Origin of the sequence: Paenibacillus silagei (assembly GCF_017874735.1) — a bacterium.
In the GTDB taxonomy this organism is placed as follows: domain Bacteria; phylum Bacillota; class Bacilli; order Paenibacillales; family Paenibacillaceae; genus Paenibacillus_AQ; species Paenibacillus_AQ silagei.
Window position 1 is genome coordinate 52,301 of sequence record NZ_JAGGLV010000031.1, and the last position, 22,570, is coordinate 74,870.

The following is a 22,570-nucleotide window of genomic DNA, read 5'->3' on the forward strand; positions in this document are numbered from 1 at the left end:
ATTACACGTTTTGTTGGTCCCATCGAATCGGGCAGCATGAATAAGCGACTGTTGAAATTCTGAAAATAAGCAATTTACTCTGAAAACCAAACATTTCATGTTACATTTCGCTAAAAAACCGTAAAATATCCGAACAAGATGGCCAGTCCAGTTGAGAATCTTCGGTTTTATTGATAAGATCATATCAAATGAAAACATAAATATTTATATATTTTCGGTCATGTTTTTGTACGATTCGGCTAAATGACGATCAAGGGAGGCTCATCATGGATCGTGTCCTATATATTGTAAATGCAGAACATGAAGCAGGTACCTATATCCCTCCGCACCAGCATGAGTGCTTCGAGCTTGTCTATTACATCCACGGTCAGGGCACCTGCAGCATCGGCCAGCGCAGCTATCACTTCCGGCCCTCTACCTTCGCCCTCATTCCGGCTGGCTTCAAGCATGATGAGAATCATCAGCCCAGCCCGGAGGTGCTGTTCGTCGGCTTCCACTGCGGCAATCCGGTGATCAATTCGCTGTCCGGTGTGTTTGACGATGATAAAGAGCACACAGTGCTACAGACCCTGCAGCGGATGAGCGCTGAGTTCAAGCGCAAGCGCGACGGGTTCAGCGAGCTGCTGAATCTGCAGATGAGTGAAATTACCGTCTATCTCCAGCGGCTGCTCAGCGCCTCCGATTTCCATTCCCCGGCGGAGGATCAGATGCAGTACGTGCTCAATTATATGAACGAGCATTACCGCCACAAGCTCTCGGTGGCCTCGCTGGCAGAGATGTCCGGCTACAGCTACGACCGCTTCCGGCATTTGTTCAAGGAGCGGTTCATGCACTCTCCCCACCGTTATCTTTTACTAAAACGCCTGGATTATGCCAAGTCGCTCCTCCTGCACAGCCAAATGCATATTTCCGAGGTCTCGGCTGCAGCCGGATTCGTCAACGACGCCCAGTTCTGCAATATGTTCAAACGGGAGATCGGCCTCTCCCCGCGCACCTTCCGCATTCAGAGCAGAGTCATATAGGGAATAGTCCCCTCCCCTGTCACAAGTAGCTTTTGTACACGAATCTTGCATTTGTTCACTGCGCAGGGGTCCAGCCTGTTCACAGTTATAAGCTTGTTCTACTGTCCTGTTCATAGGCTGGAGCTTATAATCGTACTATGAACATTTACGACAAGGACGGTACCCGCAAGAATACACAGTGAGTCAGGGGGCTACTTTGGATGAGACTGAACAAGATCGGCAATCAACGGGCATTGTACAGCAGACTGCTAGTCAGCATTACGCTTTGCGTCTCCTTAACCTTTCTGGTCTCCACCATCATTTATTACAACTACTATATCGGCGTAGAAAAGAAACAGACCTTCCAGTCCGACCTCGGCAACCTCACACAGACCAGCCGCGAGGTCGTGAACATGACGGATGCTGCGCAATCGCTTTCTTTTCAAATCTACCGCAACAGCACCATCTCCAAAATCGTGTTCTACGATAAGCCGGACATCTACGATGTCACCGCCGCCATGTCCGAGCTGGGCAACTATCTAAGCTCCATGCCTTATATTGAATCCATCTATGTATATAATCCCAAGGGCGGTCAGCTGTATGTTGCCTCCTCCCATGGTCAGAACGGTGTGTATACCGAGAAGGAGCTGGTCGATACCTCCATTCTGGATATCCTGAGCCACTATCAGAACTATAAGGCGTTCACTCCCATTCCCAGAGTCTATTCCAACGGCGCACTGGAGAACGATCAGGTCCGTGCCTACACCTTCCTGTGTCTGGATGCGATCGGCTGGGACCGGGCCATTAATTCGGCGGTGATTGTGAATATTTCGGCTCCGTGGATCAACAAAGAGATCGCCAGCCCGGCGGATTCCACCAGCGCGACCTATATTCTGGATGATCAGGGCGCCTTCCGCTCCAGCAACAGCCTGAAGCAGCAGGAGCTGACCCCGGAGGAAGCAGGATTCATCGAGCAGCGGATCAAGGGCCGGGAGGCCGGGTATTTCATCGCTCCCTTCGGGGGCGTGAACTCGCTGATCTCTTATACGGCACCGGATGATTTAAGCTGGCAGTATGTACGAATTACGCCGTATGAGATCATTACGAAGCAGACCAACAACATCCGCAACACCACCTTGCTGATCGCAGGTCTGGTGCTGGTGGCCGGCATCGGCCTCTCCTGGATCATGTCCAGAAGCCTCTACCTGCCGATGAACCGGATTGTCAGCGAGATGCATATTCTGGAGACCGAGAAGCGCGACAGCATGTTCATGATCCGGCAAAATACACTGCGGGACCTGATCCTCGGCCTGAAGCCCTTGCAGTCCATGCAGCAGGTAGAGAAGCTGCGCCAGCTCGGCATTCATTTCACCTTCAATGATGATTACCGGCTGATCCTGCTGCGGATTGACCGTTACCGGGAGTTCCGGGAAGCCCGCTCCTCTTATCTGCTGGCCTCCAAGTTTGCCATTATGAACATCGCCTCCGAGATCTGCGGCCAGACCTACCGCGTGGAGACCGTAGATATGAACGATGACGGGATTCTGGTGCTGCTGAACATTATCGATCCCGTGGAATATACGGATACCGGCCTAATCGAAGCCCTGCTCCGGCAGATTCAGCAGGCCTGCTCCGACTATCTGAAGATCAGTCTTACCCTGACCTACAGCCATATCGACCGTAATGCCAGCCATCTGCATCAGCTCTATCAGCAGGTCCGCGAGGCGTCGAATCACCGCCTGTTCTATGGGCATGGCAGTATCCTGAATGCCCGGGACATCTGTGCGCTGGAGTCCAGCACTTATCATTATCCGGCGGACAAGGAGAAGAGACTAGCGGATGCGCTGCTGAGCGGCAAGCTGACGGACGCCGCCGAGCAGTTCAGCGCGATGATCCGCGAGACCGGGGCCTTCCCTTACCAGACCGCGCAGCTAACCGTGTCCAGGCTCAGCGTCACCATCAGAGAAATCGTGAACACTATCCAGAAGCGTAACCGCTTACAAATTGATGGAATGGCCGAGCTGCCGAGCCTGGACGCTATTGAGACGATAGAGGAGCTCGAGGAGGCCTTCACCGCCCTCTTCCATACCCTGCAGGAGCAGCTGGCCGGCAAAAAGAACACCAAGCAGCACGACCTCATCTGCCAGATCAACGCCAAGATCAATGAGGATTACATGAAGCCTCATCTGAGCCTGAACCAGATCGCCGATGAACTGGACATGTCACCCATCTATATCAGCCGCCTCTATAAGCAGCAGACCATGAACAGCATCGTCGATGTCATCCTGGAGGTGCGGATGCGCGAAGTGTGCGCCCTGCTGGAGAATACCGACCTGCCCGTCACCGCGATCGCCGAGCGCTGCGGCTTCACCAGCAGCTCCTACCTGCACCGGATGTTCAAGCGCAGCTTCGGTACGACACCTACCGACTACCGGCGTTTGAAGAGCGTGCGGACTATATAAATCGTATTTGTAAGTTTTCGATCTGGGGCCGTGGCTTCAGTTTAGATTCAACTTGTTAACATTTTCACAATTGAAAATGTTAACAAACACGATATACTAAAATCACATAAGATTGGTTTGCTAACTGAGGAAATTGTGCAGCAAGCAAAAATCATATCTTCTTATTTATCCGGGAGGTGTCTTTTTTGGAAGACGTTATTAATTTTGTTCAAGCTTTCAAAGGTCTGGAGGAGCGGATCGATGAATTTATTAATGAGGATTCATTCCTGGAATATTTAGAGGGATCAGAAGCAGTTGTTGAAGGAGGAGCTTATGTGTGGTCCAAATTAAAACCTGCTGAAATTAGTAAACAGGATCACATTAACTCAGATTATATGAAATTAGCAGAAGAGGTCAGAAATGTTTTGACCAATGAACACAGTCCGCATATTGAAAAGTTTGAACGGAGTTGTGCCATAGTATTAAACTATATTCGGCAGGACACTCTGCTGTGGGTTCCTGGACTGAAAAACGTAATTGAAAATATAAAATCAGAACTGGACTTACAGCAATTTTTCATAGAATTGACTAGATAGCACACTTTATCATTCATGGTACAGTAACGCTTTGGTGGAACACCAAGCCTTCTTTTAATCGCTTTGGTGGAACACCAAACTTTCTTTTGTTCGCTTTGGTGGAACACCAAGCCTTCTTTTGTTCGCTTTGGTGGAACACCAAGCCTTCTTTTGTTCGCTTTGGTGGAACACCAAGCCTTCTTTTGTTCGCTTTGGTGGGACACCATGCCTTCTTTTGTTCGCTTTGGTGGAACACCAAGCCCTTCTCCGTGTGCACGGAGAAGCTAGGGTACGCTTCACCTCAAGCCCGTCTCCAGATTCGTGGAGACGGGCTCTTCTGCTCTCCCCACCTGCCCCGGAAGCCTGGGGCTGACGCGGCAAGAGGGCCGGGGTTGACGCAGGTGTGCCCAGCGCTTAAACAGCGGAGAAAACGGAATGAATGTGGAGAAGCGGAGCGTTCGCCTTTGTGTCCGGATTTTCACCGCTAAGGTAGAATAAATAAAAATCCGGACACAACAGCGATCGGAACATCGTTCCGTTTTCGGAGCGTCCACCCAAGCGCCATCGCCACTCCAGCACCAACTTCGGCTCCAGTCCCACCCCAGCACCCCCGGGCACAAAAAGCCCCAAAAGCCATTCGGCTCCCGGGGCTCCCCTCATTATTTTAGACCTTTCTCAGCCACATAAGCCTCCCACTGCTTCGTCCACTCCGCCTGAATCTTCTCCAGGCCCGCCTGCTTAGCCTTCTGCATGAAGGTCTCCAGGCCCTTATCCACATCATCCACCAGTCCGGCCTCCAGCGGGAACAGGTACTGCTTCTCTACCTGCTCAAGCGCAGCCTTCTCTGCCTGATAAGAGGTGTAGTCCTCGGCGAAGCCCAGGAACAGGTCCGGCTTCTGGATTTTATCCAGCTCATCAAAGATCGCCTTGACCCCGTCGAAGCCCTTGTCAAACAGCATGAACTCCGGATTTCTCCACGCCCAGCCATTCATGCCCTCACGGGTGAAGCCATTGGAGGTACTGGTGCCGACCAGCTTGTAATAGCCGTCTTCTACTGTGTAGTTCTTGCCTTCAATGCCGTATTGCGTCAGCTGATTATACCGTTTGTCGAGCACCATCTTCTGATAGAAGGCAAGCGCCCGCTCCGGGTTCTTGCTGCTCTTCGGGATAGCGAACCCGTTGTGAATCGGATGTACAGGGGTCGCATAGCCGGTGGTTAAGCCGAAAGGAGAATACGCCAGCTCCCAATCCGGATGAGTTGTGCTGATCTTCATCTTCATATCATTGAACCGGTTAGGATTGTCCCCGAACATGCTGGCCGCTTTACCTGAAGTGACCGGGTCCTGCATCGTATCCTTAATATTCAGTACATTCTTTGGAATGAAGCCTTTATCGGCCCAGCGCTTCATCATCTTCAGCTCTTCTTTTTGCTCCTCGGAGCCCCAGTAGGAGTAGACCGTGGACGGAGAATCATACTTCACACCCATGCCGTACGGCAGCGCGCCGACCATTTTATGCAGCTCCGTATAGATATAATGGAGATTGTTACCCACATCGCTATTGAGGGACATCGGCATCATATCCGGCTCGTTTTTGACAATGCCGTCCATGTAAGCCTCATAGCTGGCCAAGTCCTTGGGCTCCGGGAGATTGTATTTCTTGCGCAGATCCTCGCGGTAGACGAACCCGTTGGTTACATACTCCTTGAAGGTCGCCGGAACCGTGTAAATTTTACCGTCAACCTTAACATCCTCCCACATTTTCTCAGGGACGAACTTCTGCAGCTCGGGTGCCGCCTTAGGCAGCAGATCATCCAGTGCCAGGAAGGCACCGCGCTTCGCATAGGATTGATATTGCGTCCAGTCCGCCGTAAAAATCAGATCAATTGCCTGCCCGGAGGATAGCAGCAGCTTATACTTCTGATCCCAGTCCGTCCAGCTGGTGAAGTTGAACTTTACCGTGGCGTTCAGGTCCGCTTCAGCCATTTTGTTGACCTCCGCCTGGATGGCCGGAAGATCCTTAGGAGCATCGCCGAGCATATAGAATTGCAGCTCCACCTTCTTCGAGGTGTCGATCCCGCTATCCGCTGCCGGAGCAGCTCCCTCTGATGCAGGCGGTGTGCCTGCGTTGCCGTCCTTCCCGGCGCTGCCGGTATTGCCATTGCTGTTCCCCCCGCCGCAGCCGGCCAGGAGCGATAGAGCGAGCAACCCCGTTGTAAGCGTAACCAAAGATCGTCTGCCTGCTTTCTTTCTCATGAATGAACCCTCCTAGAATTTGTTGTACGCCCACGCTTCCCCGATGCCCTCGTGCAGATCTCTACCCGGAAGCATACCATCCTTGTGTCTAACTCTATGTTAGCCGATATAACAGATGTACGGTAAAGATACAGTCTGCCAGCCGGTTCTAACCTTTGACCGCTCCGATCGTCAGACCCTTCACGAAATAACGCTGGATGAACGGATACAGGAACAGAATCGGCCCCGTGACCACAATCGCCATCGCCATCTTGGTGGATTCTGTCGGCAGATCACTGCCTAAGCTGACCCCGGTACCCGCGCCCATATTGGCGATGAAGGAGGCTGAGTTGATGACATTGTACAAATGGAACTGCAGCTGATACTTATGCGGATCATTAATGAACAGCGATGAAGAGAACCAGTCGTTCCAGTAAGCCAGCGCAAGGAACAGGCCTACCGTAGCAATCCCGGGCATCGAGAGCTGCAGTACAATGCGCCAATATATTTTGAAATCCCCCGCCCCGTCAATCTTGGCCGATTCGAACAGCTCCTCCGGCACCGCCGAGCGGATGAAATTCTTCATCAGAATAATCAGGAACGGCGTCATCAAGCCAGGGAAAATCAGCGCCCCGTAAGAGTCCGTCAGATGCAGATACTTGGTGATCATAATGTACCAGGGCACCAGCCCCCCGCCGAACAGGGTCGTGAAGTAAATATAGAACGAGAAGGTATTGCGGTATTTGAAATCCTTGCGGGCCAGCACATACCCGGCCATCGTCATGAAGAACAGTCCCAGCGTCGTCCCCGTCACCGTAGTAAACAGCGTCACCCCATACGCCCGCAGTACCTCATCAGGGAAGGTGAATACTGTCTTGTAGCCCTCCAGCGAGAACTGCGCCGGGATGAAATGATAACCATCCTTGATGATGGACTCATTAGCCGTCAGGGAAGCGGAAATAATCAGCAGGAACGGAATCAGACAGGCTAAGGAGCCCAGTATAATTACGGTGTAAGCCACTCCCTGGAGTAGCCTGGTGTACGAGTCGTCTTTGATTTGCATGCTCTTTCTCTCCTTCCGCAGCAGGTTCCGCACAACCTAGAACAAGGCGTAATCGTCATTTATTTTACGGATGATATAGTTGACCGTCATAATCAGGAAGAAGCCGAACAGTGATTGGTACAGGCCGGCCGCCGTGGCCATCCCGACATCGAAGGTCACCTTGAGCGAGCGGAACACGTACGTATCCAGAATATCCGTTGTATTGTACAGCACCCCGTTATTGCCAATCAGCTGGTAAAAGAGGTCAAACTGCCCCTTCATAATACTCCCCAGTGAGAACAGCAGCAGCATGACGAAGGTCGATTTCAGCATCGGCACCGTGATATACCAGATCCGCTGAAAAATGTGGGCACCGTCAATTTTGGCCGCTTCATAGTATTCCTCGCTGATGCCCGTTATGGAGGCCAGGTAGATGACCATGCTGTAGCCGAGATTTTTCCAGAGATAAAAGAGAATGATCAGGAAAATCCAGATGACCGGATTATTATAGACATCCACCGGATTCGCCCCGAACTGCGTCAGCAGCGTATTCAAGAAACCGTTATCATAATTGAACACATTGTAGACGATAACGCTCAGAATAACGAACGATACGAAGTACGGCAGGAACATGACCGATTGGGTCAGCTTCTTGAACCACTTCACCCGCAGCTCGCTGAGCAGAATCGCACAGATAATCGCCAGTACATTCCCGAGTAAAATAAAAGCCAGATTATAGCCGATCGTATTGAGCGTCAGCTTCACCAGCGTGCCGGACTTCCAGAGGAATTCAAAGTTCTTCAGCCCCACGAAGGGAGCATCGAACAGCCCGGAATTGAAATCAAACTGCGTGAACGCATAATAGACCCCGACCATCGGAAAATACGAGTTAATTAGAAAGAACAACAGCGTTGGCAGCAGCATCAGGAACAGAATCCGGTTATGGACCAGCTCATGCACGAAGCCCTTATTCCTTGTCTTCCGGGTGCCGGACTCAAGCTGCGGGGACAGCCCGCCTGTTCCCTTCAAGGGAAGCTGGGTGACGAGCGGTATACCGGTCTTGCGTTTGCGGTGTCTCAAAGCCTTCACTCTCCTATGCCTATAGATAAGTTGCCGCGTCACTGGGTTCGAAGCCTCTGCCCTTGGGCCTTGATGGCCCCTGCGGCTTCGTGAAATCCAATGTATGACCTGAGTATAGAAGAAGCCTCCTGCGGCTGAACAGTGAAGCTTCGGGATATTCCTGTACTTTACGGCTAACCGCACTGTGCACTTATCATACATTTGTGCAGTAATCGCAAGTTCAACGCAAATAAGCCCCCGGAGTACTCCTTAAGGAGAAGAATCCGGGGGAATTCGGGTGGTCGCGCTGGACATATCCACAGCCTTACGATTTAAACTTGCCTGTAATAAATTATAGGTGATATACTCTGGGAAATGTACTAATTCTCCAACCTAAACTTTCAATATCCAAACTTTCTTCAGGAGGCCAGCCCATGAACCCGCTTCTGTTCCGCATCCCTCCCCTGCCGCATTATATAGCCAGCGGCCTCAATCACTGCCAGCCCGGCTATCAGCACCGGAGCCGCCAGCAGATCAAGGTATTTGACTTGCTCATTGTCCAGCAGGGATGCCTGTATATCGGCGAGGAGGAGCAGCGCTTCACCGTGAAGGCAGGCGATGCCTTGATCCTTCGCCCCGACTGCCACCACTTTGGAACCGAAGGCTGCAAGGAGGATACGGCCTATCATTGGCTCCACTTTCAGACCTTCCATGACCTCGCCTTATCGGTGACAGGGTCCGCTTCCGGCACTCTGACTGAGACTACAGGAGAGCATCCCGCTTCTCTATTCGATATCAGCTCCTTCAATCTGATGTTATCGCAGTTTGTTAACTTACTTCTGCCGGACAGAGCTTACGAGGTATTGGAGCAGCTCACGCAATTGCAGGCCACTGCCCACCTCGAAGCCGTCCGCTTCCGGCAGCAGCTCCTCTTCCAGGATCTTCTGCAGCAGCTGGCCGCTTCTGTGAACCCGGAGCACCGCAGCTCCCAAACCACCCTATGTGCCGAGCAGGCCGCCTCCTATCTCCGCACCCACTACCGTGAAGAGATTACAACCGCCATGCTGGGAGACAGCCTCAACTTTCATCCGGTCTATATCGCCCGTTGCATGAACAAGGTATATGGCTGTTCACCCATGGAATATCTGCTCCGCTACCGTATCGGACAGAGCAAGCTGCTGCTGATGCAGACCAGCTTCCCGATCTCCCGGATTGCCGGAGAGGTCGGCTTCAACCAATCCTCCTACTTCAGCTCCAGCTTCATGAAGCTGGAGGGGTTGTCGCCGCGCGAATACCGGCAGCGCTTCTCATGAAACAGGCCATCAGCGAAGAATACGCTGATGGCCTGTTCACTTAGTGATGATTACGCCTCCGGCAATGCCGCCGTCAGTGTGAACTCGAATTCCAGCTGCTTACCCGCTGCGATCCGGTATTCCGGATGCACCGGCGCTCCCCAGCTGTCATCCCCGCCCACACCCATCTGCTGTGCCGCGAGGGTGACAACCGTGTAGTGCACCTTAGGCAGCTCATAAGCATGTGCTGCCTGCTCCAGCTCGAACGCTGTATACGGTGACAGCGTACATTCCAGCGGCTGGCCCGCAGCCGCCTGAACTTGCAGCCCATAACCCCGGCTGTCCGTGATGCTCACCTCACGGACGCCCGTCCGGTTGCCGGATTCCTGCGGCACCAGATACGGTGACGGCAGCTCCGTCACCTTACGCCGGAAGCGGGTGAGCCGCGCTCCATACGCGCGGTCACTGTAGTTCTCTTCCGGTCCGCGGGCATACCACTCGGTGGCCTCGTAGTCTGCCGGCATCCGGAAGGATACCGCCACTACCGGCACATCCGGCAAGCCGTCTGCTCCGGTGTAGACCATCCGGACACGGACGCTGCCGTCGGCATGGACCGTGTATTCAATGCTTGCCTTCAGCTCACTGCTGATGCTGAAGGCGTAGTCGAAGCTGACCTTAGCCCGGTCTGCTTCGGTGTGCAGGCTGACCGCCGTACACTGGCGGGCCAGACTGGCCGCGAACCAGCCGCCGGCATGGTACCCCAGCGCAGTCCCTTTGTCATTGTCGGTCGTTGCCCGCCAGAACAGCGGAGCCGGCGGAGTCGCAATCATCTCGCGCCCCCCGTAGCAGAGCGACACCAGGGAGCCCGCCTGCTTGGAGAACAGGGCGGAGAAGCCGCGCCCGGTGACCCCGATATTTACATCCCCTTCAATGACGCCGAACTCCCCGGACGCAGGCAGCAGTGCCTTTTTCCCGCCTGCTGTTGCCCCGGCTGCTTCTACGCGGAACACATGCTCTCCATAAGCGGTCTCGAACCCGGAATCCGCCCATAGTTCAGCTTCCTTCAGCGTAAGGCTTACCGCCAGCGTGTACTCCCCTGGAGCTGTGGATACATCCGGCAGTTCCAGCGAGATTCTCGCCTCTTCCTGAGCCGCAACCGCAAGCTCCTGCTGCCCCTTGAAGATCTCCCGTCCTTCTCTGAACAACCTGAACTCCAGCAGCAGCCGCTCCGTTCCCTCGAACAGATTCCCGTTGATCACCGTCACGGCATCCGCTTCAGGAACAAGCCGGATGTTCTGGTAGAGGAACTTCACCTCTTGCATCTTCGGCGTGATCATCCGGTCAGCAAAAACAATCCCGTTGCCGCAGAAGCTGTAGTCCGTCGGCCGGTCAGCGAAATCCCCGCCATACGCCAGATACTCTTCACCGTACCGGTCCTTGGCTACCAGCGCCTGATCGATATAATCCCAGATGAAGCCGCCCTGATAGAGCGGATACCGGCTCTCCAGCTCGATATATTTATGGAGTCCTCCAACCGAATTCCCCATAGCATGCATATACTCACAGCTGATATACGGCTTATCTGGCTGATTCTCCAGGTACTCCACAATGTCGGCGGGCTTGGCATACATCCGGCTCTCCATATCACTGCTGTCATTATATTTGCGGTTATGGAAGACTCCTTCATAATGCACCAGCCGTCCAGGATCAGCCTTGCGGAAGTAATGGGACACCTTGAGAATGACCTCACCCGCATACGATTCATTGCCGCAGGACCAGATCAGGATCGACGGATGATTTTTATCGCGCTCCAGCATCGATACCGCCCGGTCCATGACAATCCCCTCCCACTCCGGCTTATCCCCGGGGATGTTCCAGGACGGCTCAACGGCGCCCATCTTCTGCCACGAGCCATGGGATTCCAGATTCATCTCATCAATCACATACACCCCGTATTCATCACACAGCTCATACCAGAGCGTCTGATTCGGATAATGCGAGGTCCGCACTGCGTTGATATTATTCTGCTTCAGGATGATGATATCCTTAATCATATCTTCCCTGGAGATGTTCCGTCCTGTGCGGGGGTTGAACTCATGGCGGTTGACGCCTTTGAACATGATCCGTTGGCCGTTTAGCAGCATCAGCTTGTCCTTCAGCTCGAACACGCGGAAGCCCGCCCGCTGCACAATCGCCTCCACCAGTTTCCCTTCGCTATTACATACAGAGATACAGACGTTATACAGGTACGGATTCTCCGCGCTCCACAGGAACACCTTGCCTGCATCCATACTCAGAGCCGCCTTGCCCGCCACAGCCCGTCCTTCTGCTGTCGCCACCACAGCGCCTGCCGCATTCTTCAGCTCCATTCGGATTACAGCTCCGGCCTCTGACGCCATGCGAAGTTCAGCCGTTAACTTGCCTTCCTCATAGGAAGCATCCAGCCCCGCCTGAATCCGCAGATCCTGTACATGCAGCTCAGGAACCGTATACAAATACACCTCACGAAAAATCCCCGAGAACCGCCAGAAATCCTGATCCTCCAGCCAGCTCCCCGTGCAGCGCTGATAGACCTCAACCGCGAGCTTATTGGCTCCTTCCTGCAGATAGGGTGTCAAATCGAATTCCGCAGGGGTGAAGCTGTCTTCGCTGTAGCCGACGAAGTGCCCGTTCAACCATACATAACAAGCCGCCTCTACCCCCTGAAAAGAAATAAAGACCGGTCCCTTCCCCATATTCTCCGGCACCTCAAAAAACTTCACATAGCTGCCCACCGTATTATTGCTCACCGGAATCTCCGGCGGTCTTACAGCATCCAGACCGTCCCAAGGGTACATCGTATTCGCATATTGCGGCCTGCCGTACCCCTGAAGCTGAATATGACCCGGCACCTGGATATCCCCCCAGCCTCTCGTATCATATTCCGTCTTATAGAAATCCTTAACACGGGCTGCCGCATTCACCGCATAGCTGAATTTCCAGTCTCCGTTCAGAGAGTGGCGCAGCGCCATGGGGGCTTGTCTCTCCGCTTCCTCCATCGTTCTATAATAGCGGTGGTCCGAATGCGCTTCCAACCGGTTCACCTTAAATACAGATACATCGCTCAGCCAATCCAGACTAGGTTCATTGCCTGACATTATAGTGTCCTCCTTCATCTTCTTGAAGTGAATCTGTTCCTTATTCTACCCAAAGTTTGCCCCGGCTCCAAGAAGCGGATCACAACTTCGGTGCAGATAACTTACTTTTCAGGTGGTTTTATGATTTCCGGAGGCTTTCGCTTCATTCTCAAGGGAGGCAAAATAAGCGATCTTATGGTCAATCTTCCGGGCAAAGCTCTGAAAGAACTTAATCTTCTCATCGATATGCTGTTTATGCTCCTGCAGCAGCTTGCGCTGATCGGGCAGACGGTCCCTGCCTTCCTGCGAGAACGCAATGAATTGCTTAATATCCGCTATAGCCATTCCGGTATCCTTCAGGCAGCAGATTAGCGAGATCAGCTCCAGATCCTCATCATTGAAGCAACGGTTACCGTTCACATCCCTTGCCACGACCGGCAATACACCCTCCCGTTCGTAGTAACGCAGCGTATATTGGCTCAGTCCGCTTTTTTGTGCTATGGTTTTGATGCTGTATCCCATCATGCAGCTCCTTTCTGCCAACCATGGCTGGCTTCACCTATATGTAAAGGTAACACCAATCCGTTTCTATGAACAGCCACTCTATGATTCTATTGACTTACACCTAACTCTAAGGTCTAAGCTTACACTATACCTTCATTTAAGGAGTGAATAATTAATGGTAAAAAGAATTAATGTGGCTAACGGTACACTTGAGGTGTCCGAGATTTCACTCGGCTGTATGCGGATCGCTGATTTGTCTCCCAAAGAGGCTGAAGTCCATATCCACAGCGCCCTTGAGGTGGGAATAGACTTTTTTGACCATGCGGATATTTATGCCGGCGGCAAAGCGGAGGAAGTATTCGGAGATGTACTGGCTGCAAATCCCGGCATGCGCGACCGGCTGATGATTCAGGCCAAATGCGGCATCCGCAATGGCTTCTTTGACTTCTCCAAGGAGCATATCGTGAGCTCAGTAGAGAACAGCTTGAAGCGGCTGCAGACCGATTATGTAGATGTCCTGCTCCTCCACCGCCCCGATACCCTAATGGAGCCGGAAGAAGTAGCCGAAGCCTTCGATGATCTGGAGCGCAGAGGGCTGGTCAAGCATTTCGGCGTCAGCAACCAGAACCCGCTGCAGATTGAGCTGCTGAAAAAGAATGTCAAGCAGCCCCTCCTCTTCAACCAGCTTCAGCTCAGCATCATGGTTACCGGCATGATTGATGCCGGCTTCAATGTCAACATGACCAATGCGGGTTCCGTAGTCCATGATGGTGGTATCCTGGAATACAGCCGCCTGCACGATATGACCATCCAGCCATGGTCGCCGTTCCAATACGGATTCTTCGAGGGCGTATTCCTGGGCAACGAGAAGTTACCTAAGGTAAATGAAGTGATTAACCGTCTTGCCGCAGAAAAAGAGGTAACCGATACCGCCATCGCGACCGCCTGGCTGCTTCGCCATCCGGCCAAAATGCAGCCGATTGTCGGCACCACCAACACCGCGCGCCTGCTCGACATCGCCAAGGCCTCAAGCATCACCCTCAGCCGCGAGGAATGGTACGAAATTTACCGCGCAGCGGGAAATGTGCTGCCTTAAACGAAGAAGGCAAAAACACACCGCCAGCTTTAGACCAAAAGTGGTCTAGAGTCTGGCGGTGTTTTCTGTTTTCTTTAACTACCTCGCGATCGGGCTTGCTTTTTTACCCATCCTATAAATTCCGATCCAGGCTACCATTAATACGATCTGAGCCAGAACGACCAGCCACAATACTTCCGTGAAACCTCCTATAAGGCAAAATATAGTGTTAACCAGCGGGAAACCTAAGAACGTAAACATGATCGGAAAGTCTTTTTTCGGAGTGATTGAATAATTAATCTTCCGGTCCCAAAACTTTGTAAACGTTAATGCTAAAACTCCTACTGTAATTACAGAAAGGGCGATGAAATTCACCCATTGCATATTAGAGGTTCTGGCGAAGAACGGCCCCATATAATTAAAGAAGTTAGACAAAGGTGAGAACATACAAGCCAATGACGCAAGGGCCGCCAGAAACGGATAGATGTAACCAACGGTTTTACTGTAGCCTTTCTTTTTATGCCACCATTCCCCTATCAGAATAAAGACGGTCCAATACCCCGCTATATAAATCCATCCTGTAAAATTCATCACCGGTTCCCCATAGATTTGAGGTTCACCGGCCAGCGGATAATACGTCCATCTGGCAATGGTTCCATCCAAGGTCTCATAAATCTGTTTAACGGCCACCGGGTCGAGTGAAAAGTCAAACACCATAGCGCTTAATCCCGTAATAAAGGGTTTCGTCCAGGAAGGTATATTTACAGACTTCAGAACACGCAAAGTGGAATAAATGATCAGAAACTCAATAATAGGCACAGTAATCGGTATATTAAATAACATCAAAATACTCCGCCCGTAGGCGTAGAACCCTTCCCCAAGCGATGAAGCAGTAATTTCAAAAACGGCGGCGTAAAAAAATACAAAACCAAGAAATTGCAGCAGAACTGTTTTGGGATGCGTTTCCTTATCAAGGATATAAAAAACCATTAGAACAGCAGCAATTAAGACGCTAATATCTTGAATTATCCATACAGGTACGACAGTTATATCACCCATATTTTACCTCCATTTAAGATGAATTTGAATTGAACGTTCAAGTAAATTATAATTTCACTGTGTTACTTAAACAACAGGCTGTTCGATTGAGATATGTTAGTTATCATACAAATCACATTAGATTTGTTCATTTACTATTTTATTATTTTAAATTGGGAGGATAATATGGAAGACAAAAAAACAGATCACAGAGTGAGATATACAAAAATGGTGATCAAAGAAAGCTTGTTGAAGCTGTTGACAGAACGGTCTATCAATAAAGTTACAGTGACCGACATTTGCAGAGAAGCAGGGATTAACCGCAACACCTTTTATTCACACTATGCGAATCAGTTTGAGCTTCTTGCAACGATCGAAAATGATCTTTACGAAGAAATTAAGCAGCTTGGGATTAATTCTTCAGACCCTCAGAAGCTATCTTATGAATTATGTAAGTATATAAAAGCGAATAAAACGATATGTGAGGTTCTGTTCTCGGAGCATGGCGACAAAGAATTATTGGAAAGAATCCTGTATATCAGTCACGATTTAACGATTGAGCGCTGGAAGCAGGAATTAAAATATTTTGATCCGCAATTATTTGAGTCCTGGTATACGTTTACCGCTCATGGCAGCATAGCCATTATTAAAAAGTGGGTAAGCAGTGGTCTGAAGGAAAGCCCGAGTAAAGTTGCAGCTTTTATTGATAAAGCCACAGAGGCCGTATCCAAAGCATTTTATTCGGAAAAATCATAAAGCATAAAAAGAAGCGGCCTCTCATTTTGAGGGCCGCTATTCTATACTCGTACTGCTCTATCCCTTAATAGCCCCGACCAGGGCGCTTTTCACAAAATACTTCTGCAGAAATGGATAGATGACCAGAACAGGTACCGTACAGATCACGATGGTTGCATATTTGATCGTTTCGCCAATTTTCGCGGCCTCTCCTACACCCGCCCCGTACGAAATGTTATCCGTGGCGTTATTGAGCAGAATCTCGCGCAGGACAAGCTGCAGCGGATACAGCGTACGCTCCTGAATGAACACGGAAGGAATAAACCACATATTCCATTTGTCTGCTGCCGTATACAGCACGATAACGCTAATGACCGGCAAGGACAACGGAAGCACGATGTGGAGCAGCAGCGTCAGATGGTTAGCTCCGTCGATCTGGGCCGACTCCTCAAGCTCGGCGGGGAGCGACAGAAAGGCGGTGCGCAGAATAATCAGATGAAACGTATGGATTGCAAACGGAAGGAGCAGCGCCCCCAGGGTATTCATGAGCCCCATCCCTTTTACCACAAGATAGAACGGAATCAGGCCTGCGTTAAAGAACATCGTCACCACAATGAACTGCATCAACAGCTTATTCCACAGCACCAGACGCCGCGAAAGCACATACGCCGCCACAATCGTCATGGTTAAATTAAGAACGATACCACCGGCAACAAGCTTAATCGTATTCCCGTACCCCGTCCAGATGGCCAGATTGGCAAGCGCTCTCTCATAGGCCAGCATGCTGAATCCGGCCGGTTTCCACAACAGGCTGCCGCTGGCCATAAGCCTATCCCCTCGCTGAAGGAGGCAAACAGGACATACATTAGCGGATACAGGGTAACAACCACAAGAACAGTCAACAGAGCATATACGATAATATCAAGGATCCGGTCCGGCAAATGCATAGATTCGGCCTCCTACCATAAGCTGTTTTGATTGATTTTCCGGCTGAGCGCGTTGGCGGACAGCAGAAGCAGGAGATTAATCGCGGAATTGAATAAACCAATAGCAGAGCTAAAGCTCCAGTCGTTGTCAAGCAGCCCCTTGCGGTACACAAACGTTGATACGACGTCAGCCGTTTCGTAAATAACGGGATTGTAGAGTAACAGGATTTTCTCATAACCAACCTCCAGCAAACGGCCCATCCGCAATATACCCATGACCATAATCGTCGGCAACAGCCCGGGCAGCGTAATACTAATCATCTGACGGAACCGGCTGGCACCGTCTATTCGCGCCGCCTCGTACTGCTCCCTTGGAATCGTGGTGAGCGCAGCCGCATAAATGATCGACTCCCAGCCCATCCGCTGCCAGATTTCGGACAGTACATAGATGCCCCGGAACAGCCCCGGCTGCTGCAGCATATCCTGGCCGTCCCCGCCGGTCAGCCACGTATAGACCAGATTCACAATGCCGCCGCTGTGGGTCAAGTCCTTGATCAGACTGCTGACAACGATCAGCGAGATGAAGTAAGGCATGAACGATACCGTCTGCACAAAAGACTTGATATAACGTGAACGGACCTCATGTATCAACAGCGCAAGGATGATGGGAGCCGTAAATTCAAACAGTAGCGAGTATAGGCTCAGCAGCACGGTATTCCCGAGCAAGCGCCAGAAATAGTAGCTGTTGAAGAAGGAGTGGAAATGCTCCAGCCCGATCCACTCGCTTCCCCAAATTCCCCTCATTGGCGTATAATTCTGAAACGCAATAACTGCACCGTACATGGGCAGGTATTGAAACAACACATAATAGATGACCACCGGAAGCGCCAATGCATACAGCCACTTATTACGCTTGAAATCCCTGGCGATACTGCGTCTATTCATCGGCTAAGGAAGCGCTCGTAAGCAGCCTGCTGAATTTCTAGCGCGCGGCCGATGCCCAGTTGCTCAAGCTGGTCCGTAAACTTGCGGTAAGCGTCATCCGCAGAGACCGTGCCCAGAATAATCTTAAGCGTCGTCTCGTCGACAAGTGTATTAATGTCGGCCATAATACGCGCATATTCACCTGATTCCTCCGCCGTAATCGAGACGGGAGGCAGAACATGCTTCAGATTGTCCGTTTTCCAGTGGTCATAATTATGATCCTCGTTCGTCAGGGCCAATTTGCCGATCAGCTCTTTGGACTCGACATAGGGGCCTGGATTCACAGTGTGGGTATACAGAGTCAACGCTTCAAGATAGGACAAGTTGTCCGGATTTTGTGTAATCAGACCGGTTACCTCCGGCTTGCCGTCTTGCATGGTGTAGGACTGCCCCTCCGTTCCATAGTTGAACAAGAGATAGCCCTCTTCTCCATAAGCATAATCAAGCACCTGAACGGCGAGCTCGGGATGCTTGCTGGTGGCGGACACGGCAGCGGATGCTTCAGCCCCGTATAACCAAGCTTCCTGTCCGAACTTCGGCGTCTCGCCCTTATTCAGCACGGGATAAGGCGCAAACACGAAGGCGGCCTGCGGATGACCGGCGGCAAGAGCCGCCTCCCATTTATCTATATTGGCACCTGAGGAGAAGGTAGCTCCGGAAGCTCCGGTCATGATATTGGCATCCTGCATTTTGCGGTCATTCTGGGAGAAGTTGGGGTCCAGCAGCCCTTCCTTATACCAAGCGTTCATCGTCTCCAAAAACTGTCTGTATCCAGGCTGCAACGGTCCATACTGCACCTTTCCGTCTTCAACGTAGAAGTCACGAATGACCCCGAACGCTCCGATGAATGCCCCGTCCAGGAAACCTTGCAGCGCATTGGATTGACTATTGAAAGTCAGCGGAGCCCGCGCTCCCTTTTGTTCCTTGAACGCTGTAAGCACTTTGTGCCACTCGCCGATGGTCGCCGGAACGTCCAGATTCAGTTCCTGCAGCCAATCCTTTCGTAGCACCGGACCCGACCATTGAGTTGTCATCCCCCCCTCTTTGAGAAACGGGAAAGCATAATAGTCTCCGTTATCCGTTTTGACCAGCTTGTCGATGTCGGGGTGCTCCTGCAAATATTTTTTCAAGTTCGGCGCATACTGGTCAATCAGATCGTTTAATCTCAGAATGTAGCCGTCCTTAAGCGCCTTTTCCGGTCCCCCCGGCAAACCGGTCAGCCAGTTATATTCGATAATGTCGGTCAGTGCCCCTGAAGACAACATAACGCTGAACGCTTCCTTCGCCTGAGCCGAGGATATTTCCGAGAACCGGATCGGAACGCCAATCCGCTTCTGCCATTCCTGATAAAAGGGGATATCATTGATGCCCGGTTTGAGGGTCGTCTGAGTTAACAGCCAATAGGTTAGTTCAGTGTCCGTCTGAATCGGATATTCCGAGCCTGAGCCGCTGCCCGCCGGTTGCACCGCTTCCGGCGCCTCGCTTCGTCCTGAGCACGCCGTGATTAGGATCAGCACAGCCATCACAAACGGCAGCACGAATGTTTTTTTCATTGTCAGCATATCTTGAAGGTTCACTCCTTATGAGCTGCGGTTGTCACTCTTGTAAACAGAGGGCCCGTTTTGATATAATTCAAAGTAAATATAGATAATTACTCGACATTCCTGCAAAAAAAAGAGGAGGCTAAACAATGATCAGGTACCGCAATCACGATTTCATGTGCACCTCCGAAATTGCACTGGGGTTGATCAGCGGCAAATGGAAGCCCTTGATTCTAGGCCATTTATCGCAGCAAACCTACCGTTTCAATGAACTGCTGCGATTAATGCCCGGAGCCACGCAAAAAATGCTGACGATACAGCTAAGAGACCTGGAAACCGCCGGTTTAATCGTCCGCAAGGTGTACGCCGTCGTTCCGCCGAAGGTAGAATACTCCCTTACCGATACGGGTAAAAGGCTTATGTCCATCCTAGTCCAGCTCTGCGACTTTGGCGCCGATTATATACGGGCATTTCCGGAGGAGAATCAGGCGGCTGCGGAGCAGCACGCATAACCTCCTCCTCTGCTGCTGAACTTCTTCCCGTAAACTTAGGGAATGCCGCGGTGGAGCAGGAATTTGGCACCGAATTGTTTGCCTGCCCGAAGTGCCCCAGGGTACTCATCTGCCCCATCTCCGTCGATGATGACGACGTTCTGCGGGAACAGCTTGCCAAGCAGTCCCAGAAGGAGCGGCGTGTTCCCTTCAGCCGAAACATAGTATATGCTGTCCCGGGAGCTGTCTACCAGACCGGGCAAATCCAATATATCAGCCGCTTCGTACTCTAGCCAACCGGAATGTCCTTCACTCCCGGAGGTGGGACTGGATTCTGTTTCTGTGGAAATGGCAGCCCCGGGACGGTACATATAGCGGTGGCCCCGCAGAGCCTGTCCAAGATCCACACGATATTCACGGCCTCCCTCAGAAGCAGTCAACCGCAACTCAAGCGAAGCGCGGCCCGGCGGCGGCATCCGGGGTACGATATCGGCAGCACTTCTAAAATGCAGACTTGCCGCATTGGCCCCGTCCCTGTTTGGCCTGCCGGGCGCACAAGAATCAATATAGCTGCGGGGCGCCGCCCCGTAATCGGCCTGCTCATAGTCGAAAGCGACCGCCTCCGTATTCCCGGCTTCCGAACCTGGCAGGATTTGCGCAGGGTGCCAGCGGAGCAGGCCCGGGGCTGCGGTTACCGGCGACTTCCCGACCGCTGCGGGCAGCACAGTGCCAAGCCGGTATTGGAATCCGTAACCAACCGGGACAAGCTCAGGGCACAGCACCTTTTGGGTAAAACGTACGATTTCCTTGTGTGCAATCCGTTTGACAATCAGCTCGGTGAAGAAGCGGTCCCGCGCGGGCTCGATGTGACGCAGCCCAATAACCTCATGATCCTCTCCGATCTCCAAGGGGACCTCCCCCCAATTTTCATACGGAATCAGTATATCCCTGAGCAACACGAGCTGATGCAAATACTCGTTGAACAACTGCATGACTTCCGGGCTGCCGGCCGGCCCCATCAAAATCCCCACCGCCTCCGGCGTCCACAAATGCTGATCGCACCGGCTCCGATGAACGAGCCGGAGCAAGGCATCATATCCATACCTTTGCCTTCCCGGCTGCTCGGCATAAATCTCCCGCGCCCAGCCCGATAGAGCTGTTCCGATTTGCTCTGCCTGGGCGAGGAACAGGCTCTTTCGCTCCTCGCCCGCCGCCAGCGGAGCGAACGGCAGCACTGCTTCCCTCCCGGAAACCGCCAGGCTTGCTTGAAGATTCCTTAACAGCGGCCCGGCGGCGGCATCTCCCAGCCGGGCACAAACCGCTTCGAGCAGAATTCCGGCTTCACGGACAATATCCTTGGCCCGGTACACACCCGCAGGAATATCCCACTTCACCAGATCCCGGACAGTATTAGAATTTCCCGTTACCGCTTCTGATTTAAGGTCCACCTGCGTTCCAAAGCGCAGAGTTCCCCCCTCCATTCGGATCAGATAATCCACTTGCAACCTCCCCCATTCACTATGTTTGACTCAGTATAGAATCATTCCTCCAGCTTGAAAAGTACGCACTTTAGAGTATGTTAATTTCATTTCCGTAAGTCAGTTTCAATAATGAAACTGCTATATTAAGAAATAAACAGCCGCTCATTTTTGAGGGCTGCTCATTCATTTCAATGCTCTTTCATTCCAATTGGTCTGATTGTTCCTTCGCTTGTTTTTGTATAAGTGCAGTCTCTTGAGCAGAAAGCTCGTTTAAAGTCGTAAAAAAAGGTTCAATAGGTACCATCACACCACAGCTTGAGCCCAATCCCAACATCAATCTGAGGTAAAATTGAACCTTCCTTTTCTCCCTGGCAATCTGATCTAACTCTGATAGGTCCGGGTTTTTCTTCTTCATCGGCCTATGCTTCCTTCCATCTCAATCTGTCGTGTCGTCATTCTCGCTAGCTCCCCTTCCATAGTGTTTTTCAGCACGCGCTAACAAATCACTCATGAATTTTCCGATCGTCTGTAACTCAGCCTCTGAATAAGAATCAATGAATTGGTAGAAGCCCTCTTCTTTCTCTTGATGCATCTTTTGGTGCAGTTGATAAACCTGTCTTCCCTTATCCGTTAGACTGAAATAACTTTCCTTCCGGTTGTTGTTCATTTGACTTCTCACAATGAAACCCATCTCCAATAACTTTGAACTAATATTTGTAATACTTGCTTTGGACAAATTCATTCTTTTGGTAATTCCAGTATGATTGATTGGCTCATGATCACCAATGCAATCAATGACGTGTACACTGGTAATATTATTGGAGAGCATATCAATTTGAAGCTTTTGGGCTTGCTCCCGAAACACGTTAATTTCATGTTCTGTATATAATTCGTTCAAATGCAGCATTCGGATGTATTGCTCGTAAAGGTGACCTTTAGAATGATTTTGAAACTCCACTTGCCCATTCTCTCCTCCCATTATGTTAGTTGCAGATCCTATTCAGTGGCAGCACTAGCCCGTTTATTTTTTTGTTC

Annotated in this window: 20 protein-coding genes; 7 read left to right on the plus strand and 13 right to left on the minus strand. The window is 51.4% G+C overall.

Annotation, left to right across the window (positions count from 1 at the left end):
• The first annotated feature begins 266 nt into the window (after positions 1-266).
• The 3 genes from J2Z70_RS29640 to J2Z70_RS29650 all read left to right on the plus strand — a co-directional run bounded on the left by J2Z70_RS29640 (position 267) and on the right by J2Z70_RS29650 (position 4,038).
• Complete coding sequence (locus tag J2Z70_RS29640) at positions 267-1,022, plus strand: AraC family transcriptional regulator (RefSeq protein ID WP_076085625.1); 756 nt, start codon at positions 267-269, stop codon at positions 1,020-1,022.
• Between the two features lie 200 nt (positions 1,023-1,222).
• Complete coding sequence (locus J2Z70_RS29645; protein WP_209878975.1) at positions 1,223-3,463, plus strand: helix-turn-helix domain-containing protein; 2,241 nt, start codon at positions 1,223-1,225, stop codon at positions 3,461-3,463.
• A 185-nt stretch (positions 3,464-3,648) separates the two neighbouring features.
• Positions 3,649-4,038 carry a hypothetical protein gene (locus tag J2Z70_RS29650; RefSeq protein ID WP_209878977.1) on the plus strand — a complete coding sequence of 130 codons (390 nt, stop codon included), beginning with the start codon at positions 3,649-3,651 and terminating at the stop codon, positions 4,036-4,038.
• A gap of 13 nt (positions 4,039-4,051) precedes the next feature.
• Here J2Z70_RS29650 and J2Z70_RS29655 read toward each other — a convergent pair whose 3' ends face one another.
• The 4 genes from J2Z70_RS29655 to J2Z70_RS29670 form a co-directional block, all read right to left on the minus strand.
• Complete coding sequence (locus J2Z70_RS29655; RefSeq protein ID WP_209878979.1) at positions 4,052-4,294, minus strand: hypothetical protein; 243 nt, start codon at positions 4,292-4,294, stop codon at positions 4,052-4,054.
• Positions 4,295-4,676: 382 nt separating this feature from the next.
• Positions 4,677-6,272, minus strand: coding sequence for an extracellular solute-binding protein (locus J2Z70_RS29660; RefSeq protein WP_209878981.1), 1,596 nt, complete (start codon positions 6,270-6,272; stop codon positions 4,677-4,679).
• A 148-nt stretch (positions 6,273-6,420) separates the two neighbouring features.
• On the minus strand, positions 6,421-7,314 hold the full coding sequence (locus J2Z70_RS29665) for a carbohydrate ABC transporter permease (RefSeq protein WP_036700398.1): 894 nt from the start codon (positions 7,312-7,314) through the stop codon (positions 6,421-6,423).
• A 36-nt stretch (positions 7,315-7,350) separates the two neighbouring features.
• Entirely contained in the window at positions 7,351-8,217 is an 867-nt protein-coding gene (locus J2Z70_RS29670; protein ID WP_235192047.1) for an ABC transporter permease, read from the minus strand.
• A 569-nt stretch (positions 8,218-8,786) separates the two neighbouring features.
• On the opposite strand from J2Z70_RS29670, the gene J2Z70_RS29675 reads away from it, so the two are divergent.
• Entirely contained in the window at positions 8,787-9,665 is an 879-nt protein-coding gene (locus tag J2Z70_RS29675; RefSeq protein WP_209878985.1) for a helix-turn-helix transcriptional regulator, read from the plus strand.
• 50 nt (positions 9,666-9,715) lie between these two features.
• Here J2Z70_RS29675 and lacZ read toward each other — a convergent pair whose 3' ends face one another.
• Together lacZ and J2Z70_RS29685 are read right to left on the minus strand one after the other, a co-directional pair.
• Positions 9,716-12,781, minus strand: a complete 3,066-nt coding sequence (gene lacZ, locus J2Z70_RS29680; RefSeq protein ID WP_209878987.1) for a beta-galactosidase, LacZ type — start codon at positions 12,779-12,781, stop codon at positions 9,716-9,718.
• Between the two features lie 108 nt (positions 12,782-12,889).
• Positions 12,890-13,282, minus strand: a complete 393-nt coding sequence (locus tag J2Z70_RS29685; protein ID WP_076085605.1) for a MerR family transcriptional regulator — start codon at positions 13,280-13,282, stop codon at positions 12,890-12,892.
• 157 nt (positions 13,283-13,439) lie between these two features.
• On the opposite strand from J2Z70_RS29685, the gene J2Z70_RS29690 reads away from it, so the two are divergent.
• On the plus strand, positions 13,440-14,360 hold the full coding sequence (locus J2Z70_RS29690) for an aldo/keto reductase (protein WP_209878989.1): 921 nt from the start codon (positions 13,440-13,442) through the stop codon (positions 14,358-14,360).
• A 78-nt stretch (positions 14,361-14,438) separates the two neighbouring features.
• On the opposite strand, the gene J2Z70_RS29695 is transcribed toward J2Z70_RS29690, so the two are convergent.
• A complete protein-coding gene (locus tag J2Z70_RS29695) occupies positions 14,439-15,398 on the minus strand; it encodes a carotenoid biosynthesis protein (protein ID WP_209878991.1) in 960 nt (319 codons plus the stop codon).
• Positions 15,399-15,563: 165 nt separating this feature from the next.
• Here J2Z70_RS29695 and J2Z70_RS29700 point away from each other — a divergent pair, with 165 nt between their 5' ends.
• Entirely contained in the window at positions 15,564-16,133 is a 570-nt protein-coding gene (locus J2Z70_RS29700; protein ID WP_209878993.1) for a TetR/AcrR family transcriptional regulator, read from the plus strand.
• Between the two features lie 57 nt (positions 16,134-16,190).
• Here J2Z70_RS29700 and J2Z70_RS29705 read toward each other — a convergent pair whose 3' ends face one another.
• The 3 genes from J2Z70_RS29705 to J2Z70_RS29715 all read right to left on the minus strand — a co-directional run bounded on the left by J2Z70_RS29705 (position 16,191) and on the right by J2Z70_RS29715 (position 19,575).
• Entirely contained in the window at positions 16,191-16,937 is a 747-nt protein-coding gene (locus J2Z70_RS29705; RefSeq protein WP_342593069.1) for a carbohydrate ABC transporter permease, read from the minus strand.
• A 134-nt stretch (positions 16,938-17,071) separates the two neighbouring features.
• Entirely contained in the window at positions 17,072-17,983 is a 912-nt protein-coding gene (locus J2Z70_RS29710) for an ABC transporter permease (protein WP_209878995.1), read from the minus strand.
• Positions 17,980-19,575, minus strand: coding sequence for an extracellular solute-binding protein (locus tag J2Z70_RS29715; protein WP_245368622.1), 1,596 nt, complete (start codon positions 19,573-19,575; stop codon positions 17,980-17,982). Before J2Z70_RS29715 ends, J2Z70_RS29710 begins: the two co-directional genes overlap by 4 nt.
• Before the next feature lie 137 nt (positions 19,576-19,712).
• Here J2Z70_RS29715 and J2Z70_RS29720 point away from each other — a divergent pair, with 137 nt between their 5' ends.
• The gene (locus tag J2Z70_RS29720; protein ID WP_209878999.1) at positions 19,713-20,075 is read left to right on the plus strand and encodes a winged helix-turn-helix transcriptional regulator; all 363 of its coding nucleotides are present in this window, start codon (positions 19,713-19,715) and stop codon (positions 20,073-20,075) included.
• Between the two features lie 35 nt (positions 20,076-20,110).
• Here the strand turns inward: J2Z70_RS29720 and J2Z70_RS29725 are convergent, their stop codons facing one another.
• The 3 genes from J2Z70_RS29725 to J2Z70_RS29735 form a co-directional block, all read right to left on the minus strand.
• Positions 20,111-21,553 (minus strand): hypothetical protein, encoded by a 1,443-nt coding sequence (locus J2Z70_RS29725; protein WP_209879001.1) that lies wholly within the window; start codon positions 21,551-21,553, stop codon positions 20,111-20,113.
• Between the two features lie 181 nt (positions 21,554-21,734).
• Positions 21,735-21,950 carry a hypothetical protein gene (locus tag J2Z70_RS29730; protein ID WP_209879003.1) on the minus strand — a complete coding sequence of 72 codons (216 nt, stop codon included), beginning with the start codon at positions 21,948-21,950 and terminating at the stop codon, positions 21,735-21,737.
• Between the two features lie 21 nt (positions 21,951-21,971).
• A complete protein-coding gene (locus tag J2Z70_RS29735) occupies positions 21,972-22,493 on the minus strand; it encodes a MarR family transcriptional regulator (protein ID WP_209879005.1) in 522 nt (173 codons plus the stop codon).
• Between the last annotated feature and the right edge of the window lie 77 nt (positions 22,494-22,570).

Coding starts and splice junctions, on each gene's coding strand:
- J2Z70_RS29640 (WP_076085625.1), top strand. CDS start 267: ATGGATCGTGTCCTATATATTGTAAATGCAGAACATGAAGCAGGTACC.
- J2Z70_RS29645 (WP_209878975.1), top strand. CDS start 1,223: ATGAGACTGAACAAGATCGGCAATCAACGGGCATTGTACAGCAGACTG.
- J2Z70_RS29660 (WP_209878981.1), bottom strand. CDS start 6,272: ATGAGAAAGAAAGCAGGCAGACGATCTTTGGTTACGCTTACAACGGGG.
- J2Z70_RS29665 (WP_036700398.1), bottom strand. CDS start 7,314: ATGCAAATCAAAGACGACTCGTACACCAGGCTACTCCAGGGAGTGGCT.
- J2Z70_RS29670 (WP_235192047.1), bottom strand. CDS start 8,217: ATGCTGCTGCCAACGCTGTTGTTCTTTCTAATTAACTCGTATTTTCCG.
- J2Z70_RS29675 (WP_209878985.1), top strand. CDS start 8,787: ATGAACCCGCTTCTGTTCCGCATCCCTCCCCTGCCGCATTATATAGCC.
- lacZ (WP_209878987.1), bottom strand. CDS start 12,781: ATGTCAGGCAATGAACCTAGTCTGGATTGGCTGAGCGATGTATCTGTA.
- J2Z70_RS29685 (WP_076085605.1), bottom strand. CDS start 13,282: ATGGGATACAGCATCAAAACCATAGCACAAAAAAGCGGACTGAGCCAA.
- J2Z70_RS29690 (WP_209878989.1), top strand. CDS start 13,440: ATGGTAAAAAGAATTAATGTGGCTAACGGTACACTTGAGGTGTCCGAG.
- J2Z70_RS29695 (WP_209878991.1), bottom strand. CDS start 15,398: ATGGGTGATATAACTGTCGTACCTGTATGGATAATTCAAGATATTAGC.
- J2Z70_RS29700 (WP_209878993.1), top strand. CDS start 15,564: ATGGAAGACAAAAAAACAGATCACAGAGTGAGATATACAAAAATGGTG.
- J2Z70_RS29705 (WP_342593069.1), bottom strand. CDS start 16,937: ATGGCCAGCGGCAGCCTGTTGTGGAAACCGGCCGGATTCAGCATGCTG.
- J2Z70_RS29710 (WP_209878995.1), bottom strand. CDS start 17,983: ATGAATAGACGCAGTATCGCCAGGGATTTCAAGCGTAATAAGTGGCTG.
- J2Z70_RS29715 (WP_245368622.1), bottom strand. CDS start 19,575: ATGAAAAAAACATTCGTGCTGCCGTTTGTGATGGCTGTGCTGATCCTA.
- J2Z70_RS29720 (WP_209878999.1), top strand. CDS start 19,713: ATGATCAGGTACCGCAATCACGATTTCATGTGCACCTCCGAAATTGCA.
- J2Z70_RS29730 (WP_209879003.1), bottom strand. CDS start 21,950: ATGAAGAAGAAAAACCCGGACCTATCAGAGTTAGATCAGATTGCCAGG.